This is a genomic window from Streptomyces sp. NPDC004838, from assembly GCF_053600955.1.
On sequence record NZ_JBSGAW010000002.1, the window covers coordinates 142,854 to 160,108 of the forward strand.

The window sequence follows — 17,255 nt, forward strand, 5'->3', positions numbered from 1 at the left end:
CCGTGCGCTGCCGCCCTAACCGCACTGACCCGTACGGGAGTTGAGCGGCCTCTCGCGACCCCGTCCTGCACCGGATGCCGGTGTGCTCGCCGCGCCAGGTACCCCGGACAGGGAAGAGCCGCGGGTGATTTTGGAGAACTCATGCTGCGATACATACCCGAGGGGGGTATGCTGCACACCCGAACGAGAGATACCCCCCTCCGGTATAGGAGTGCATCATGTCAACCCCGGCCGCCCCTCCCAATCCGCGCCGCTGGACGGCGCTGTTCCTCATTGCCCTGGCCCAGTTCGTGGTCATCATGGACACGTCCATCATTGGTGTGGCCCTCCCTGAGATGCAGGTTGACCTGGGCTTCTCCCCCGAGGGCCTGTCCTGGGTGTTCAACGCCTATGTGATCGTCTTCGGCGGGCTTCTTCTGCTCGGCGGACGCCTGTCCGACCTGTTCGGCGCCAAGCGGATCTTCGTCGCAGGCTGGATCGTGATGGCCGCGGGATCCCTGGTCGCCGGCATCGCCTCCGAGGTCTGGGTCGAACTGGCCGGCCGTGCCCTTCAGGGCGTGGGCGCGGCGCTGATCGCCCCCTCCGCCCTCACCCTGCTGATGATGCTCTTCGGCGCGCGCCCCAAGGAGCTGACCAAGGCCCTGGCCCTGTACGGCGCCGCGGCCCCGGCGGGCGGCACCGCCGGCGTCTTCCTCGGCGGCGTGATCACCGAGTACGCCAGCTGGCCCTGGGTGTTCTACATCAACATCCCCCTTGCCGTGATCGTCCTGGCCGCCACCCCGGCCGTGATGCCCTCGGTCCCGGTCCAGCGTGGTTCCGTCGACTTCGTCGGAGCGGTCACCGTCACCCTGGGACTGGCCACCGCCGTCTACGCCATCGTCCGCGCCCCCGAAGTGGGCTGGGGCTCCGCCGAGACCTGGCTTGTCCTGGCGGCCGGCGTGGTCCTGATCATCGCGTTCGTCGCCATCCAGTCCAAGCGTCGCGAGCCGCTGATGCGACTGGGCATCCTGCGGGCCCCCAACCTGGCCGGAGCGAACATCGCGCAGCTGCTGATGGCCGCCGCGTGGATCCCGATGTGGTTCTTCCTCAACCTGTACCTCCAGCAGGTTCTGGGACTGGGCGCCTTCGCCTCCGGTGCGGCCCTGCTGCCCATGACGGTCGCCATCATGATCATGATGATCGTCCTGGCGCCCCGCCTGATCGCCCGCTTCGGGAGCAAGCCGTTGATCTTCACCGGCCTGCTGGCCCTCGCGGCGGGCATGCTGTGGCTCTCCTTCGCGCGGGCGGACGGCACCTTCTGGGTCGACGTCCTGCCCGCCTCCCTGCTGGCCGCAGTCGGCATGTCGCTGGCGTTCATCCCCTCCCTCGGCACCGCGCTGTCCAGCGCGCGCCCCGAGGAAGGCGGTCTGGCCTCCGGCATCGTCAACACCAGCTACCAGGTCGGCTCCGCACTCGGCCTGGCCGCGATGACGGCCGTGGCATCGGCGTACGGCGCTGGGGAAGTCGGCAACCCCGACGCCCTCACCGACGGGTTCTCGGCCGCCTTCATCGGCGCGGCGGCTCTCGCCGCCCTCGGTGCGCTCGCATCGCTGGTCACCCTTCGCACCGCCCCCGCACCGGCTCACAGCGGGGATCAGCCGGCCAGGGCGGACGCGGCCTGAGCCCGCCGGGATCACCGCGCTCTCGCGGCACACGTGTCGCCTGACCGGGAGGGAGCCCTGTCAGGCGACACAGGGGTTCAAAGGGCGGGGTCGAGCCGGGCCGGGCAGGGTCAAGCAGGGGCGAGCCGGGCCGAGCAGCGCCGAGCCGAGCAGGGCTGAGCCGGGCAGGGCTGAGCTGGTGTGAGCCGGGCCGAGTCGGATGAGCCGTGACGCCTGGGTCTTTCGTTCGGATCATGCGAGCCCGGCAAGATCCGAACGGGAGGCCCTAGGACTTCCGGCCCCCTCCCGTACACCCAATTCCGGATGTGAGGACCGCACGGCTGCTGAGACCATGACACTCATGGTTCACGCCCCCGCAGACGCCCAGGAATCCCTCCAGGCCGCCCCCGCCGGGCGGCCACCGCGCACCTGGCTGGTGCTGTGGGTCGCATGCGCCGGACATTTCCTCGTCGTGCTCGACGTCGCCGTGGTCAATGTGGCGCTGCCGTCGCTCCGCGCCGATCTCGGGCTCTCCACGACCGGCCTCCAGTGGGTGCTGAACACCTATGCCATCGCGTTCGCCGGGTTCATGCTGCTCGGTGGCCGGGCGGCGGACCTCTTCGGGCGGAAGCGGACCTTCCTGGTCGGGCTCGGGCTGTTCACGGCGGCCTCGCTCGCGGGCGGACTGGCCCAGGAAGGCTGGCAGTTGCTCGCGGCGCGGATCGCGCAGGGGCTGGGCGCTGCCGTGCTCGCCCCGGCGACTCTGACCCTCGTGACCGCCGCCGTGGCTCCGGGGCGGGCGCGTACCCGCGCGATCGGCACCTGGTCCGCGGTGGGCGCGGCGGGCGGCGCGGCCGGGGCCCTCGTCGGGGGAGTCCTCACCGATCTGCTGTCCTGGCGCTGGGTGCTGCTGATCAACGTGCCGATCGGGGCGCTGCTGGTGATCGGCGCGGTGATCTGGATATCCGAGAGCCGCGGCACCGAGAGCCGCCGGCTCGATGTGCCGGGCGCGGTGCTGGTCACGGGCGGCCTCGCGGCGGTCGCGTACGGCATCGTGCAGACGGAGGAGTCCGGCTGGGCCGCCCCGGCGACCCTCCTCCCTCTGCTCGGCGGCCTCGCGATGCTCGGCGTCTTCGTCGCCGTGGAGGCGCGGGCCGCGGCCCCGCTGATGCCGCTCAAGGTGTTCCGGTCGCGGGCCGTGACCGCGGCCAACGTCACCATGATGGTGCTCGGTTCGACGTCCTTCTCCATGTGGTTCTTCATCACGGTGTACGCCCAGAACGTCCTCGACTACAGCCCCATGAGGGCCGGGCTGGCGGTGATACCCAGCGCCGTCAGCGTGGTCCTGGGCTCCAAGCTCGCGCCCCGGCTGATGGCGCGGGCGGGGGCCACCACCATCGCCGTCAGCGGTGCGCTGATCGGCGCGGTCGGCTTCGGCTGGCAGTCGATGATGACCGCCGACGGCACGTTCCTGACGATGATTCTCGGCCCCGGCATCCTGATGGCGTTCGGTATCGGGCTGGCGGCCACCCCGCTTGCCGCCCTCGCCACGGCGGGAGCCGAACCGGGGGACGCGGGACTCGTCTCCGGCGTGATCAACACCTCCCGCACGATGGGTGGGGCCCTCGGCCTCGCGGTCCTGTCGACGGTCGCCGCCTCCCGTACGGGCGGCAGCACGGCCCCCGCCGACCTGGCGGCCGGCTACGCGCTGTCGTTCCGCTGCGGTGCCGGACTGCTGCTGGCCGGGGCGGTGCTGATGCTGTTCTGGCTGCCGCGCCGGACGGAACCCTAACGCCCGTCCGCCGGTCCGTCCGCCGGATCCGGTCCATCCGCCCGATCCGGTCCGTCGCCCAGCGCGGCGGCGGCCAGCGCGGGGTCGATGACGGTCTCGCCGGTCAGTACGCGCCGGATCGCCCGCGCCAGCTCCTCCACCGGCCCGTCCTTGACGAGGAACCCGACGGCACCCGCCTCCGTCGCCCGCCGCAGATATCCGGGCCGCGCCGACGTCGTGAGGATCACCACCCGGCAGTCCGGCACCTCGTCCCGCAGCACGGCGGCGACGTCCAGCCCGCTGCACCCCGGCAACTCGGCGTCCAGCAGCGCCACATCGGGCCGGGTCTGAAGCGCCTTGAACACGATCTCGTCGCCCCGGCCCACCTGGGCGACGACCTGGATGTCCGGCTCCATGCCCAGCAGCATCGCGAGCGCGCCGTGCGCCATGCCCTGGTTCTCGGCGAGAAGAACACGGATGGACCGTGCGGGGCGATGGTTTCGGGGCATTTCTTCCATGGGGTCAGGTTATGGCCGACGCACCCGTTCGGAGCAGCGAAGACCCCGTTCCGTCATCGAGCGTCGCTTTCCGTGTACTGCTCATCCGGGAGTCGTCCTACGGGACAGTCCTTTGGGTCCGAACCGTTCCTCCACGCGCTCCGTCGCGAACGCGTGTCCGGACGGGAGTACGAGATGCGCCCATTTATTTCTGATTGGTGATCAAATTCAGAGCTGGCGCGAAGTCAAATCCCTTCGCGGCTGCTGGGGCCCGCGTTACGCAGAGGCCAACCGACCCTAGTACGCGTTCCGGAAGGGCGCGGGGCCGGTCCCGTACGACCTTGGTGCGGCGGTGAGCCCAACTACGCGGCGGTGAAATTCGACACGACCGAGGAGAGCTTCGGCTATGACGCGCTGGACGCGCATCCGACCCCGCACTTCGTGGAACGCCCGGCGAATGAGACGTTCGGGGCGGCGGAGGCGCTGGGGCTGAGAAGAAGGGGAGCCGTTGATCGTACGGCATGTGAGGCGCGGGGCCGGGCGGCGCCCGTACGACCCGCGCCTCACGCGACCGCAGCTCAGGCGGCGGTGGGCTTGCGGTGCTTGCCGTGGGGTTCCGACGCGGTGTCGTCCGACGCCGCCAGACCCCTGTGCTTGCCCGCGCTCCCGGCATCGGGCGTCGTGGACGACCCCTGTGCCTGCGGGCGTGTCTGGGCCGGGTCGGTCTTTGCTTCGGGCATGTGGGAACTTCCCCCGTCGTAGTCGCTGGATCGGGTGACCGTGCGCAGGGCGGAGAGTTTACCGAGACCCCATGCGCCCCAGAAGCACCGCCTGCTGCAACGGAATCGGCTTGTAGGCGGCGGGCGTCAGAGCGGGCGGCCGGGAGGCGGCCCAGCTCGATGTCACGCTCGATGTCACGCCCGACGTTACGCCTGAAGTCACGCCCGGCATCAGAGCGGGTGTCGCGCCGGAGACCACGCCGGAGATCGCGGCAGGCAGCAGCGCCGGCCTCTCCTCGGCGGGTTCCGCCCGCGGCCCCGCCAGTGCCCCCGCCGGTGCGTCGTCCGTCGATCCGGCGCCCGTGCCCGCACCTGCTCCCGTACCCGTACCCGCGCCGATTCCCGTACCCGTACCCGTACCCGTACCCATGCCCACGCTCATGGCTCGCGCTCCCACGCCCCCGCCGGTGAGGGCCGTGTCCCGCGCGAAGACCTCGTACGCGTCGATGCGCGCGACGCCGCACCCCACCGCCTCCGTCGCGTACGGCAGTCGCAGCACCCCCTCCCGATCCCACCGTCCGGCTCCGGCGAACCAACCTTCGGGCGCGGCCGCCCGATAGAGCCGCCGCTCCGAAGGCCGCCACACCCCCAGCCGGCTCTCCGCGCCCGATCCGATCCGCAGGGCCACAGCGCAGTTCTCCGGCAGCAGCACCTGGCCCGGCTGGACGGCGAACGGAGTCACCTCGGAGCCGGGGAGCCGCAGACACTCGGGGAAGCGGACCGGCAGCAGACTGCCGAGGACCCCCCAGCCCAGACGATCGTCTCCGGGCGCGTTCGAGCGGATGAGGAGAAGGCCGCTGTCGGGGGCCGCCAGCAGCAGCCGGTCGTCGCTGTCCTCGGTGATCTGGAGGAGCGGCGTGACCTCGCCGCCGCGTTCCAGATCCACCGCGACCGCCTTGACCGGACCGTCGTCCCACCGCCGGTCCAACGCCAGCATCCGGCCTGTACGGTCCAGCCACACCCCGCCGGAGCAGTGCCCCGGCACCTCGGCGACGCGCTCCGGGCCGAAAGCGCCGCCCGCCACCTGCCAGATCGCCGTCGACGTGGCTCCCGGCGCGATGGCGTAGGCGCGCACGCCGTCCGGTGACGGGGGAAGGAGCGTCAGCTCCGCCGACTCGATGCCTCCGAGAGGGAGTTCGCCGGTGCCCGGCCCGGTCGGGTACAGCAGGGAGAAGAGATGCCGTTCCGCCGCCCGTCTGCGGATCAGCACACGTCCGTCGGCCAGCGGGAGGACATCGGTGCCACGCTCCTCGGGCTGGTCAAGCGGAAGCGGTACGGCGTAGGGCTCGGGTCCGTCGAACGTCCAGCGCTCCGGGAACAGTTCCCCGCCATCCCCGGCCAGCCGGGCCGCGTACGCGCCGTCCGCGGTGATCGTGATCCCTGGACGTACCGCTGCCCCGCTCTCGACGGCGGCCTCGGCGGGATCGATTGCACAGACTGTCATCGGCTCGTCACCTCCGGCCACGAAGCTAAGTTCGCACTTCCTGCCGAACAACAACAGACCCCTCACTTCACACGGACGGGTGGCCGGGCGGGGATTCGGCTGAGGAAACGGAGTGATTGTGCTGCACAGGGGGGCGATCACTCGTACGAAGAGTGCGGCGCTTAAGGTACTGAGGTTAGGCATGCCTAAGTGGTCGTCGGCGGTCGAGACCCGTTTCGGTGCTTTCTCGGGTGTCCGCCGATCCAGCAGTCCCCGCAGTCCCCGCAGTTCCGTATGTCTCAATATCAGTAGTCGGATCAGGAGTACGTCATGTCCCTTCGCCGCCGCGGCTCAGTCGTCGCCGCCGTCCTCGCCGCAGCACTCACCCTCTCCGCCTGCGGCCAGAGCGGCGGCGACGAGGATCCGGCCGCCTCGGCCACCGGGGCCAAAGCGGGAGGCGACGACAAGAAGGCCGTGGCGCAGGGCGGCAAGGACTTCGGCGACGCGGCGGCGAAGACCGCGGCGATGGGAACCGACGCCGCGCCGGGCCAGTTCCCGCGCACCGTCACCCACGCGCTCGGCAAGACGGAGCTGAAGTCCGCTCCCAAGCGGGTCGTGGTCCTCGACGTCGGCGAACTGGACAATGTCGCCTCGCTCGGCGTCCAGCCCGTCGGCTACGCGCCCACCGAGGGCGACGACGGCATTCCGGGCTATCTGAAGGCGACGGTCGGCAACCCCAAGAGCGTCGGCACGATCAACAACCTCAACCTCGAGGCGATCGCGGCCCTCAAGCCCGATCTGATCCTCGGCAGCCAGCTGCGCGCCGCCGACCGGTACAAGGAACTGTCCGCGATCGCTCCGACCGTCTTCTCCATCCGCCCCGGCTTCACCTGGAAGGAGAACTACCTCCTCAACGCCGCCGCGCTGGACAAGAGCGCCGAGGCGAAGGCGAAGCTCACCTCGTACGAGGAGAAGGCGCGGAAGCTGGGCGCGGACGTCGGCCCGGCCAAGCCCACGATCTCCATGGTCCGCTACATGCCCGGCACGATCCGGCTGTACGCGCAGGCGTCCTTCGTCGGGATCATCCTCAAGGACGCCGGACTGCCGCGCCCGGCCAACCAGCAGGTCAACGATCTCGCGGTCGAGGTCAGCCCGGAGGAGATCGACTCGGCCGACGCCGACTGGATCTTCACCGGAGTGTACGGCGACCCCAAGTCCACCCAGCGGGACACCGCCCTCGGCAACCCGCTGTGGAAGAACCTCAAGGCGGTCAAGGCGGGCCAGGCCAAGAACGTGGCGGACGAGACCTGGTATCTCGGGCTCGGCGTGACGGCCGCGGAGAAGGTCCTCGACGACCTGCGCGGCTTCCTCGTCAAGTAGCGAGGGTCACGTAGCCGTAGCCGTAGCCGTAGCCGGGGCCGGGGCCGAGCGGCCCGGCGGGCCTGCGGGCCCTCGGGCCGTCCGTCCATCGGCGTCCCCGGCCGTCAGTGACTGATCGACAGCCGGCCGGGGCGATCGACACCCGGCCGTCGGTGACTGATCGGCGGTCGGTCGGGGTGGTCGGTGGACAGTCGGCCGGAGTGGCCGATCGGCGGTCGGCTCCCGTGGCCGTTCGGGAGTGCGCCCGAGCGGTTGGTCGACGGTCCGCCCAGCGGTTGATCGGTGATCGGCCAGGGGCTGATCCACTGAGGCATCTTGTCGTACCGGCCTTGTGGACGGTCCAGAACGGTGGGGCGCGGGGCGCGGGTAGCCTGTACCCGTGCCCCGCCTCTCCGAAGTCATCTCCGCCCTCGACTCCCTCTGGCCCCCCGAGCGGGCCGAACAGTGGGACGCCGTCGGCACCGTCTGCGGCGACCCCGACGCGGAGATCGACCGGGTGCTGTTCGCCGTCGACCCCGTCCAGGAGATCGCCGAGGAAGCGATCGAACTGGGCGCGCAGCTGATCGTCACGCACCACCCGCTCTACCTCCGGGGTACGACGACGGTCGCCGCCGGCCATTTCAAGGGCCGGGTCGTCCACACCCTGATCAAGAACGACATCGCGCTCCACGTCGCCCATACCAACGCCGACACCGCCGACCCCGGAGTCTCCGACGCCCTCGCGGGCGCGCTCGACCTCCGGGTCGTACGACCGCTGGTGCCGGATCCCTCGGACGCGTCGGGCCGCCGAGGGCTCGGCCGCGTCTGCGAGCTGGACCATCCCGAGACGCTCGCCCGGTTCGCCGAGCGCGCCGCCGAGCGACTGCCGTCCACCGCGCAGGGCATCCGGCTCGCGGGCGACCCCGAAGCCGTCGTCAGCACGGTCGCGGTGAGCGGCGGCTCCGGCGACAGTCTCTTCGACGCCGTACGGGCAGCGGGTGTGGACGCCTTCCTCACCGCCGATCTGCGCCACCACCCGGTTTCCGAAGCCACCCAGCACTCACCGCTCGGGCTGGTGGACGCCGCGCACTGGGCCACCGAATGGCCCTGGTGCGAGCTGGCGGCCACCCAGCTCGACGGGATCTCCGACCGGCACGGCTGGAACCTGCGGGTCCATGTGTCGTCCACGGTCACGGATCCCTGGTCATCCCGATTCGCCTCATCACATCCTCATCCACTCCCTTCCGATGAGCGCACCGCGCGCCCCTCCTGACTTCCTGGAGCCCCCAACTGAACGCCGCGCCCGCCGACCAGCTCCGACTCCTCGACGTCCAGGCCCTCGACGTACGTCTGTCGCAGCTCGCCCACAAGCAGAAGTCGCTGCCCGAGCACGCCGAGATCGACTCGCTCACCAAGGACCTCACACAGCTCCGCGATCTGCTGGTCGCGGCGCAGACGGAGGAGAGCGACACGGCTCGCGAGCAGACCAAGGCGGAGCAGGACGTCGACCAGGTGCGTCAGCGTGCCGTGCGCGACCAGCAGCGGCTGGACTCCGGCGCGGTCAGCTCGCCCAAGGATCTGGAGAGCCTCCAGCGCGAGATCGTCTCCCTCGCCAAGCGACAGGGAGATCTGGAGGATGTCGTCCTCGACGTGATGGAGCGCCGCGAGTCCGCGCAGGAGCGGGTCACCGAACTGACCGACCGGGCCGCCTCCGTACAGGCGAAGGTCGATCTGGTGACCGCCCAGCGGGACGTGGCGCGGCAGGAGCTGGACGACCAGGCCGCGTCGGCGACCAAGGAGCGGGAGGTCCTCGCGGCCGCCGTCCCCGCCGATCTGCTCAAGCTGTACGAGAAGCTCCGCGTCCAGCAGGGCGGGGTGGGCGCGGCCCGGCTGTTCCAGCGCCGTTGCGAGGGCTGTCGGCTGGAGCTGAACATCACCGAGCTGAACGAGGTGCGCGCCGCCGCCCCCGACGCGGTGCTGCGCTGCGAGAACTGCCGTCGCATCCTCGTCCGTACCGCCGAGTCCGGCCTCTGATGCCCCCCGCATTCGTCGTCGAGGCGGACGGTGGCTCGCGGGGCAATCCCGGCCCCGCGGGCTACGGCGCGGTGGTGATCGACGCGGCGACGGGGGAGACCCTCGCGGAGGCGGCCGAGTACATCGGCGTCGCCACGAACAACGTCGCCGAGTACAAGGGCCTGATCGCCGGTCTGCGGGCCGCGTACGCGCTCGCGCCGGACGCGGCCGTCCATGTCCGGATGGACTCCAAGCTGGTCGTCGAGCAGATGTCAGGCCGCTGGAAGATCAAGCACCCCGACATGAAGCCGCTGGCGGCCGAGGCGGGGCGGATCTTTCCCGCGTCTTCGGTGACGTACGAATGGATCCCGCGCGAGAAGAACAAGCACGCGGACCGGCTGGCCAACGAGGCGATGGACGCGGGCCGGAAGGGCAAGCAGTGGGAGCCCTCGCGCTCCACCGCCGAACTCTCCGCACGGGCCGCCGAGGCCGCCGAGGTCCGGGTCGTCGGGGACGCGGCCGCCGGGGCGGCGAAGGCCCGTGCCGCGCTCACCGGTTCGGCCGGAACCGGAGCGCCGGGGACGACCCGTACGGCTCCGTCCGATGCGACGACGGCGACGGTCCCGGCCGAACCGGCGGCGGGCGCGACCGCCGCGGTCCGCGCCACCGCCGCGACCGGGACGCTCACGAGCGCACCGCCCGTCGGCTGGGCCGCCGCCGACCTGGGCGCGCCCGCCACCTTCGTACTCCTCCGGCACGGCGAGACCGCCCTCACCCCCGAGAAGCGGTTCTCGGGCAGCGGAGGCACCGACCCCTCGCTCTCCCCGGCCGGAGTGCGCCAGGCCGAGGCCGTCGCTGCCGCGCTGGCCGCGCGGGGCACGGTCCAGGAGATCGTCAGCTCTCCGCTGAAGCGCTGCCGTGAGACGGCGGAGGCGGTCGCCGCCCGGCTGAACCTCGGCGTCCGTATCGAGGACGGTCTGCGCGAGACGGACTTCGGCGCATGGGAGGGCCTGACGTTCGGGGAGGTCCAGGAGCGTCACCCCGAGGACCTCGCCGCCTGGCTGGCGTCCCCGAAGATCGCTCCGACGGGCGGCGGCGAGAGCCTGGCGGTCGTCGCGCGCCGGGTCGCCTCCGCACGCGACCGGCTCCTGTCCCGTGCCGCGGGGCGCACGGTCCTGCTCGTCACCCATGTCACCCCGATCAAGACCTTGGTCCGGCTGGCACTCGGGGCCCCGCCGGAGTCCGTGTTCCGGATGGAACTCTCGGCGGCGTCGGTGTCGGCGGTGGCGTACTACGCGGACGGGAACACCTCCGTACGGCTGCTGAACGACACCTCCCATCTGCGGGCCTGACCCACGCGCGGACCTGACCACGCGGGTCCGAACCATGCGGGTCCCAACCATTGGCGCGGGGCCTTGGCCGACCGTCTCGATCACCTCCGGCCGCAGGCCCCTCGCCCGTGTCCCTCGCCCGTGCCCGTGCTTGTGGGCGCGGGCCCCGCAGAGCGCTCAGGGCGAGGGGCGGACCGGGACGGGCGTCAGCGGCCGGGGCGGCACCAGAAGCACCGGGGGGTATGGCCCGCACCGACCCCCGCCGCCGGGGCGCGACCGCTCATCGGTGTGAGCCGGGCGCGCGGAAGGTGATTCAGCGCGGTGGACCCGTGCGGCGATGACGGCTCTCGGGCGGGGCCGTCCGGAACATCGCCCGCCGCAACCGCTGGGGCAGCACGGCTCGTCCGGCCATCACCAGGCCGATCCCGAGCGCCCCGCCCCCTACGGGGATGACACCGGACGAGAGCCAGCCGATCCCCTGCTCATCCGCCCAGCCCCCGATGCCCGCGGCGACGACGAACACCAGCAGACAAACGAAACCGATCAGGGCATACCACCACCGCGAGAGCACGGGTAACTCTCGCATGAGCCCCGACAGTCCTCGATGTCGGGTACACGTAACCCATGTGAGCGACAGCGGAGAGGCGGAGGGCGAAGCCGGGCTCAGCGGCGAAGGCGCGCGGGCGCGGAGGTACGGGCGCGGGCTCGCGGTTCAGCGTCGCAGTGCCGCCGCCTCCGCCGCCAGGGACTCGATCCGGGCCCAGTCCCTGGCCGCGAGGGCGTCCGAGGGCAGCATCCAGGTGCCGCCCACGCAGCCCACGTTGGGCAGCGCCAGATACTGGGGCGCGGAGGTGAGCGAGATACCGCCCGTAGGGCAGAACCGGGCCTGGGGGAGTGGGCTCGCCAGGGACTTGAGATAGGCCGTGCCGCCCGCCGCCTCCGCGGGGAAGAACTTCATCTCGCTCACCCCGCGCTCCAGCAGCGCCACGACCTCCGAGACCGTCGAGACCCCCGGCAGAAACGGTTCGCCGGAATCCCGCATCGCGTCCAGGAGCCGGCCGGTCCAGCCGGGGCTGACCAGAAAGCGCGCTCCGGCGGTCACCGCCGCGTCCACATGGTCCGACGCGATCACCGTGCCCGCGCCCACCATCGCCTCCGGCACATCGGAGGCGATCGCATGGATCGCGTCCAGCGCGGCAGGCGTCCGCAGGGTCACCTCGATCGCCGGCAGTCCGCCGCTCACCAGGGCCCTCGCGAGCGGTACGGCGTCGTCCGCGTCCTCGATGACGACGACGGGAAGGACGGGCGCGAGGTCAAGGACGGAGGTCATGGCCCCATCCTGCCGGTGGCCTCACGTACTGCGCAACGGCCGTTGTGCTGGGTGCAACACAGGGCCTGTCCGCGGGGGCCGCGTCAGTGGATCTCGGTGACCACCACGTCGAGCGCCCATGGCCGCCCGGCTCCCGAGGGCGGTTCCGCCTCCACGACGTACCGCAGGTCCCGCAGCGTATCCACCAGCTCGCGCGGCCCCTTCGGCTTCGCGCCGGAAACCAACAGGTCCCGTACGATCCGGCCCTTCGTCGCCTTGTTGAAGTGGCTCACCACCGAACGCTTCTCGACCCCGCCGACCGTCTGCGAATGCAGCACCCGCACCGTCGCCGTGCGCTCGGCGACCTCTCCCTTGGGCTTCCACGCCGCCGAGTACGCGGACGACCGCAGATCGAGCACCAGCCCTCGGCCCGCTGCCTCCGGCAGCACGGACTCCATGGGCCCGCGCCAGTACGCGCCCAACAGGCCGAGGCCGGGCAGCTTCACCCCCATCGAGCAGCGGTACGGCGGAATCCGGTCGCTTACGCGCACCGCGCCCCACAGACCTGAGAACACCAGCAGCGACCTGCGCGCCCGCCGTCTGGCGTCCGGCTCCAGGGTCGCCAGGCCGAGCGCGTCGTACAGCACGCCCGTGTAGATCTCCCCGGCTGTCCGGGCGCCCGTCGTCCGCAGCCGTACGTTCTTCGCGATCTCGCCGCGCAGCCCCTCGGTCAGCCCGAGGACTTCCCGCGCCTTCTCCTCGTCGGCGGTGCACAGCTCCACCAACTCGTCCAGCACCGCCGCGCGGGCCTCGGCCAGCCCCGGCAGCGACAGGGACTCGGGCTTCAGCGGAGCCCCTCGCCCCGAAGCGGCCTTACCCTCCGACGGCGGCAACAGCACGAGCACGGACGTTCTCCTCACGGCGCGGACGGGAAGCGGGGAAGCGAGGTGGCGCGGCCCCGCGCCAGCGTACGCCGCCAGTGCCCCGGCCCCGCTCCGACCCGGCTCCGGCCTTGGCCTTGGCCCGGCTCCGGCCTTGGCCTTGGCCCGGCTCCGGCCCGCTGGCCCCGCTCGGCTCGTCCCTGACCCCGGCCCCGCCCCGCCCTGACCTGCCCCGACCTGACCGAGCATCGCGGACGGTCGCCGAGCGCCAGATCCCCTCCCGCCATACGCTCGATCCATGCCCCGCCGCCTGATGCACACGACCGGCGCAGCCGAGGCACCGCTGCGGGCCGCTCTGCGCGAACTGCGGACCTCGCTCGGTGTGCCGGACGGATTTCCGGCCGCCGTGCTCGCGGAGGCGGAACGCGCGGCGCGGGAACCCCGCGTGCCCGATTTCGACGCCACCGATCTCCCCCTCTTCACCATCGATCCGCCGGCATCCGTCGACCTCGACCAGGCGATACACCTCTCCCGCCGGGGAAGCGGTCACGGCACCGGCCCCGGCAGCGGCTACCGGGTCCACTACGCGATCGCCGACGTCGCCGCCTTCGTCGCGCCCGGCGGAGCGGTCGACTCCGAGGCCCATCGCCGCGTACAGACCCTCTACTTCCCCGACGGCAAGGTGCCGCTGCACCCGCCCGTGCTCTCCGAGGCCGCGGCCGGTCTCCTGCCCGGCCGAACCGTGCCCGCGCTGCTGTGGCGGATCGACCTCGACGCCGAGGGCCGTACGGTCGCCGCCGACGTACGCCGGGCACTCGTCCGCAGCCGCGCGAACCTGGACCACGACACCGCCCAGCACCGCATCGACACGGGCACGGCCGAGGAACCCCTCGCCCTGCTCAAGGACATCGGGCTGCTCCGCGGAGAACTGGAGCGGGAACGCGGCGGGATCTCGCTCGCCGTTCCCGAGCAGGAGATCGCCCCACGGGACGGCGGCTATGCCATCGAATACCGCGCCCCTTGCCCCGTCGACGGCTGGAACGCCCAGCTCTCCCTGCTGGTCGGCATGACCGCCGCCGACATCATGACCGAGGCCGGCACCGGCATCCTGCGCACCCTGCCGACCGCTCCCGTCGGCGCGGTGGCGAGGCTGCGCCTCTCGGCGAAGGCGCTGGGCGTCGACTGGCCGCACCATGTCTCGTACGCCGAGGTCGTACGCTCCCTCGACCCGCGCGACACTCGCCACGCGGCCTTCCTCCAGGAGTGCGCCACCCTTCTGCACGGCGCGGGCTACGCAGTCTTCACCGGCGGTGAACTGCCCACACCCGCGATCCACGCGGCCGTCGCCCACGAGTACACCCACTGCGCGGCACCGCTGCGCCGGCTGGTCGACCGGTACGCGGGCGAACTGTGCGTCGCGGCCTGCGCGGGCCAGGGGGTGCCGGAGTGGGTGCTCGCCGCGCTCGGCGACCTTCCGGCTGAGATGGCCGAGGGGGCCGGGCGCGCCGACACGGTGGAGCGGGAGTGCGTCGACATCGTCGAGGCCGCGCTGCTCCGACAGCGGATCGGCGAGGTCTTCGACGGCTTCGTGGTCGAGGTGCGGGAGGACGAACCCGCCGTCGGCACCGTCCAGTTGGAGGACCCCGCGATGGCGGCGAAGGTGAGGGGCGACGGGACGCTCCCACTCGGCGAACGGCTGCGGGTCCGGCTCGTCCGGGCGGATCCGGGCACGGAGAAGGTGCTGTTCGCCCCTGCCTGATGCTCAGGGGGCCGCGACGTCGGGAGCAGGCCCGGCGCCCGGCCCCGCCGACCCCGGCCCATCCGCCCGCAGCCCCCTCAGCGCCCGCGCCCCTTCACCCCCCGGCCCGGCCTCCGCCCCGGGCTCAGGCTCCGGAATCCGCCGCCTCGGCGGTCGTCGACGGCTTCGCGGACCCGAGCGCCGCCATCAGAGCCTGGGGATCGTCCGCGTGGAACCGGATCGTCCGCGCGGTCCCGCGCCGCCCCAGCGGCCGTACATAGGTGATGGGCGCGGCCAGTTCCACGGCCAGCGTCGTCTGACCGGCGACGATCAGCTCCAGCGACTCGTCCTCACGAGGCTGCACCAGGGAACCCTGCGGAAAGCGGCGGTCGATCCGTACGCGGACGATGTCCTCCGCCGCGATCCGGAGGTCGAACAGCGCGCCGTACCGCAGCCGCAGCGACCCGTCCGCGCCCGCCACATGGGGCCGGGCGACACAGGCCGCCTGAAGCCCGACCATCAGCACGAGTCCGTACACGCCGATGTAGAGCGTGATGGCGTGCACCAGCGGCCAGGGGATGATCAGCGCGAGCGCGACCGTCTCGACGAGCGAGATGAAGATCCACGCCCACATCATGGCGTTCTGCGGGGCGGTGTACGCGGCCGCGTGGTCGCCGGCCCCGATCCCGTGCCTGCGACGGCGCGCCCAGAACCAGATGCTGTGCAGCGCCCTGACCTCATGGACGAGGAGCCGTCGCACGGGAAGGGGAAGCCGGCCGAAGGCCCGTACGGCAAGTCGCTTCATCACGGCTTCCTCTCGGTGATCGCCGTCAGCATCCGGCGTACAGCGGCGGCCTGAGCGGGAGCGAAGTCGGCGAGGAACGCCTCGCCGAACGCGTCGGCGGCCTCCGTCGGCGCATGACGCACCAGCTCCACCAGCGCGTCGGGCATGACGGCGGCGAAATCGTCGCCGAGCGGACCGATCCGGGGGTCGTCGATGTCGGCTTCCGCGAGTTCGTCGAGGCGCTCGTACAGTGCCTGCACCTTCGCCGCCGACCCGCTGCTCTCGGTGAGCTGCCGCAGCGCGCCGAACAGCCGGTCGCGGTCCTCCGGCGCCATCACCGTGTCCAGCAGGGCCAGATGCGAGCGGTCCGCGGCGGCCATGGGGGAGTCGCTGGGCGCGAGCGCCCCGAGCAGCCCGGCCAGCTCGGACGAGACGGGCCCCTCGGCCGGGAGCAGCCCCTTCCGCGCCTGCTCGATCAGCTCGCCGAGCCGGGCGCGCCGCTCGGCGATCGCCGCCTGCTGGCGGGCCAGATCCTCGTCCAGCTCCGCCAGGACCTCGATCAGCTCCCGCCCCGCGTCGTCGGCGAGCACATCGCGCACCTCGGCGAGCCCGATGCCCAGCTCGGTGAGCCGCCGGATCCGCGCGAGCACGACGGCGTGCCGCAGACCGTAGTCGCGGTATCCGTTGGGCAGCCGTTCCGGTTCGGGGAACAGCCCGAGATGGTGGTAGTGGCGGACGGTACGGGGGGTGACGCCGACGAGTGCGGCGATCTCTCCGATCCTCATGACACCAGTGGAAACCATGACGTTACGACAAGGTCAAGAGGATTCCCCCGTGGCGCGAGAGGGCCGTCCGCGCCGGGTAACATGACCATCACGGCAGACGAGCCGGGCGGACGGCCGCGTGGGGATCTCCGGATCCTCCCGAGGAACGTCCGGGCTCCACAGGGCAGGGTGGTGGCTAACGGCCACCCGGGGTGACCCGCGGGACAGTGCCACAGAAAACAGACCGCCCGGCGCTTCGGCGCCGGGTAAGGGTGAAACGGCGGTGTAAGAGACCACCAGCGCCTGGGGTGACCCAGGCGGCTAGGTAAACCCCACCCGGAGCAAGGTCAAGAGGGAGCACCTCGGTGCTCCTGCGCGGACGTTCGAGGGCTGCCCGCCCGAGTCCGCGGGTAGACCGCACGAGGCCGACGGCAACGTCGGTCCTAGATGGATGGCCGTCTCCCCGGCCGCCGCGAGGCGACCGGGCGACAGAACCCGGCGTACAGCCCGACTCGTCTGCCGCCTAGGTCTTTGACCTGGTGGGAAGGGCTACGTGTCATGATCCGGATCTCTCTCAGGGAGTTCGAGGGGGTTTCCGTGGAAACCGGCCCGGCGCCCACCCATGAGCCGAGGGCCGAGAGCGCCCGCTGCCCCGACGTCGGCATGAAGTGCACGTAGGTCCGCAGCGTGAACGCCGGATCGCTGTGCCCGAGCCATGCGGCCAGCCGGGTCACTGTCTCACCCGACGCCAGCACCACGCCAGCGAGCGTGTGACGCAGCATAATCGCTGTCGTCAGCTTCCACACGCAGCCCGATGCGCGCGGATCCTCTGGCCACGTGCCCGAGCCGTTGAGGCCGACGAGCACGGTGACCGGGCTCAGGGCCGGCTCGACCTGTTCGATTGACCTGTAGCCGCTGATAGCGACGCGTCGAACCCTGCGTGACATGGCCATCAATGTGCCGAGC

Annotated in this window: 14 protein-coding genes, 1 other RNA gene and 1 pseudogene; 8 read left to right on the forward strand and 8 right to left on the reverse strand. The window is 71.8% G+C overall.

The genetic code is table 11. From position 1 onward, the window contains the following. The first annotated feature begins 218 nt into the window (after positions 1–218). Both ACWEFL_RS03100 and ACWEFL_RS03105 read left to right on the forward strand, forming a co-directional pair. Positions 219–1,661: an MFS transporter gene (locus ACWEFL_RS03100; protein WP_451706585.1), complete on the forward strand. Its 1,443-nt coding sequence runs from the start codon at positions 219–221 to the stop codon at positions 1,659–1,661. A 331-nt stretch (positions 1,662–1,992) separates the two neighbouring features. Then, on the forward strand, positions 1,993–3,432 hold the full coding sequence (locus ACWEFL_RS03105; protein WP_451706588.1) for an MFS transporter: 1,440 nt from the start codon (positions 1,993–1,995) through the stop codon (positions 3,430–3,432). Positions 3,433–3,476: 44 nt separating this feature from the next. Here the strand turns inward: ACWEFL_RS03105 and ACWEFL_RS03110 are convergent. The 3 genes and pseudogenes from ACWEFL_RS03110 to ACWEFL_RS03120 form a co-directional block, all read right to left on the reverse strand. After that, positions 3,477–3,929 (reverse strand): annotated as a pseudogene (locus ACWEFL_RS03110) (response regulator); the annotation flags it as partial. A gap of 557 nt (positions 3,930–4,486) precedes the next feature. Further along, positions 4,487–4,648, reverse strand: coding sequence for a hypothetical protein (locus ACWEFL_RS03115; RefSeq protein ID WP_451706590.1), 162 nt, complete (start codon positions 4,646–4,648; stop codon positions 4,487–4,489). 58 nt (positions 4,649–4,706) lie between these two features. Continuing rightward, positions 4,707–6,131, reverse strand: coding sequence for a hypothetical protein (locus tag ACWEFL_RS03120; protein ID WP_451706593.1), 1,425 nt, complete (start codon positions 6,129–6,131; stop codon positions 4,707–4,709). 309 nt (positions 6,132–6,440) lie between these two features. Between ACWEFL_RS03120 and ACWEFL_RS03125 the strand changes: the two genes are divergently transcribed. The 4 genes from ACWEFL_RS03125 (at position 6,441) to ACWEFL_RS03140 (ending at position 10,834) form a co-directional block, all read left to right on the forward strand. Next, positions 6,441–7,490, forward strand: coding sequence for an ABC transporter substrate-binding protein (locus ACWEFL_RS03125; RefSeq protein ID WP_451706596.1), 1,050 nt, complete (start codon positions 6,441–6,443; stop codon positions 7,488–7,490). Positions 7,491–7,869: 379 nt separating this feature from the next. Continuing rightward, positions 7,870–8,742 (forward strand): Nif3-like dinuclear metal center hexameric protein, encoded by an 873-nt coding sequence (locus tag ACWEFL_RS03130; RefSeq protein WP_451706599.1) that lies wholly within the window; start codon positions 7,870–7,872, stop codon positions 8,740–8,742. A gap of 17 nt (positions 8,743–8,759) precedes the next feature. After that, positions 8,760–9,503, forward strand: coding sequence for a zinc ribbon domain-containing protein (locus tag ACWEFL_RS03135; protein ID WP_451707303.1), 744 nt, complete (start codon positions 8,760–8,762; stop codon positions 9,501–9,503). After that, positions 9,503–10,834 (forward strand): bifunctional RNase H/acid phosphatase, encoded by a 1,332-nt coding sequence (locus ACWEFL_RS03140; RefSeq protein WP_451706601.1) that lies wholly within the window; start codon positions 9,503–9,505, stop codon positions 10,832–10,834. The genes ACWEFL_RS03135 and ACWEFL_RS03140 overlap by 1 nt, the downstream gene beginning before the upstream one ends. 292 nt (positions 10,835–11,126) lie before the next feature. Here the strand turns inward: ACWEFL_RS03140 and ACWEFL_RS03145 are convergent, their stop codons facing one another. The 3 genes from ACWEFL_RS03145 to yaaA all read right to left on the reverse strand — a co-directional run bounded on the left by ACWEFL_RS03145 (position 11,127) and on the right by yaaA (position 13,027). Then, complete coding sequence (locus ACWEFL_RS03145; RefSeq protein WP_451706604.1) at positions 11,127–11,399, reverse strand: hypothetical protein; 273 nt, start codon at positions 11,397–11,399, stop codon at positions 11,127–11,129. Between the two features lie 126 nt (positions 11,400–11,525). Beyond that, positions 11,526–12,143 carry a bifunctional 4-hydroxy-2-oxoglutarate aldolase/2-dehydro-3-deoxy-phosphogluconate aldolase gene (eda, locus tag ACWEFL_RS03150; RefSeq protein WP_451706606.1) on the reverse strand — a complete coding sequence of 206 codons (618 nt, stop codon included), beginning with the start codon at positions 12,141–12,143 and terminating at the stop codon, positions 11,526–11,528. Positions 12,144–12,226: 83 nt separating this feature from the next. After that, the gene (yaaA, locus tag ACWEFL_RS03155) at positions 12,227–13,027 is read right to left on the reverse strand and encodes a peroxide stress protein YaaA (protein ID WP_451706609.1); all 801 of its coding nucleotides are present in this window, start codon (positions 13,025–13,027) and stop codon (positions 12,227–12,229) included. Positions 13,028–13,301: 274 nt separating this feature from the next. On the opposite strand from yaaA, the gene ACWEFL_RS03160 reads away from it, so the two are divergent. After that, on the forward strand, positions 13,302–14,762 hold the full coding sequence (locus ACWEFL_RS03160) for an RNB domain-containing ribonuclease (protein ID WP_451706612.1): 1,461 nt from the start codon (positions 13,302–13,304) through the stop codon (positions 14,760–14,762). 124 nt (positions 14,763–14,886) lie between these two features. On the opposite strand, the gene ACWEFL_RS03165 is transcribed toward ACWEFL_RS03160, so the two are convergent. Next, positions 14,887–15,546 carry a hypothetical protein gene (locus tag ACWEFL_RS03165; protein ID WP_451706615.1) on the reverse strand — a complete coding sequence of 220 codons (660 nt, stop codon included), beginning with the start codon at positions 15,544–15,546 and terminating at the stop codon, positions 14,887–14,889. Further along, complete coding sequence (locus ACWEFL_RS03170) at positions 15,546–16,310, reverse strand: MerR family transcriptional regulator (protein WP_451706617.1); 765 nt, start codon at positions 16,308–16,310, stop codon at positions 15,546–15,548. The genes ACWEFL_RS03165 and ACWEFL_RS03170 overlap by 1 nt, the downstream gene beginning before the upstream one ends. Positions 16,311–16,408: 98 nt before the next feature. On the opposite strand from ACWEFL_RS03170, the gene rnpB reads away from it, so the two are divergent. Continuing rightward, positions 16,409–16,808: RNase P RNA component class A (gene rnpB / locus ACWEFL_RS03175), an RNA gene on the forward strand. The last annotated feature ends 447 nt before the right edge of the window (positions 16,809–17,255 follow it).

Bases quoted from the DNA above. Each gene is read 5' to 3' on its own strand.
- ACWEFL_RS03125 (WP_451706596.1), top strand. From the start codon at position 6,441: ATGTCCCTTCGCCGCCGCGGCTCAGTCGTCGCCGCCGTCCTCGCCGCA.
- ACWEFL_RS03165 (WP_451706615.1), bottom strand. From the start codon at position 15,546: ATGAAGCGACTTGCCGTACGGGCCTTCGGCCGGCTTCCCCTTCCCGTG.
- ACWEFL_RS03145 (WP_451706604.1), bottom strand. From the start codon at position 11,399: ATGCGAGAGTTACCCGTGCTCTCGCGGTGGTGGTATGCCCTGATCGGT.
- ACWEFL_RS03120 (WP_451706593.1), bottom strand. From the start codon at position 6,131: ATGACAGTCTGTGCAATCGATCCCGCCGAGGCCGCCGTCGAGAGCGGG.
- ACWEFL_RS03105 (WP_451706588.1), top strand. From the start codon at position 1,993: ATGACACTCATGGTTCACGCCCCCGCAGACGCCCAGGAATCCCTCCAG.
- ACWEFL_RS03115 (WP_451706590.1), bottom strand. From the start codon at position 4,648: ATGCCCGAAGCAAAGACCGACCCGGCCCAGACACGCCCGCAGGCACAG.
- ACWEFL_RS03100 (WP_451706585.1), top strand. From the start codon at position 219: ATGTCAACCCCGGCCGCCCCTCCCAATCCGCGCCGCTGGACGGCGCTG.
- ACWEFL_RS03170 (WP_451706617.1), bottom strand. From the start codon at position 16,310: ATGAGGATCGGAGAGATCGCCGCACTCGTCGGCGTCACCCCCCGTACC.
- eda (WP_451706606.1), bottom strand. From the start codon at position 12,143: ATGACCTCCGTCCTTGACCTCGCGCCCGTCCTTCCCGTCGTCGTCATC.
- ACWEFL_RS03160 (WP_451706612.1), top strand. From the start codon at position 13,302: ATGCCCCGCCGCCTGATGCACACGACCGGCGCAGCCGAGGCACCGCTG.
- ACWEFL_RS03140 (WP_451706601.1), top strand. From the start codon at position 9,503: ATGCCCCCCGCATTCGTCGTCGAGGCGGACGGTGGCTCGCGGGGCAAT.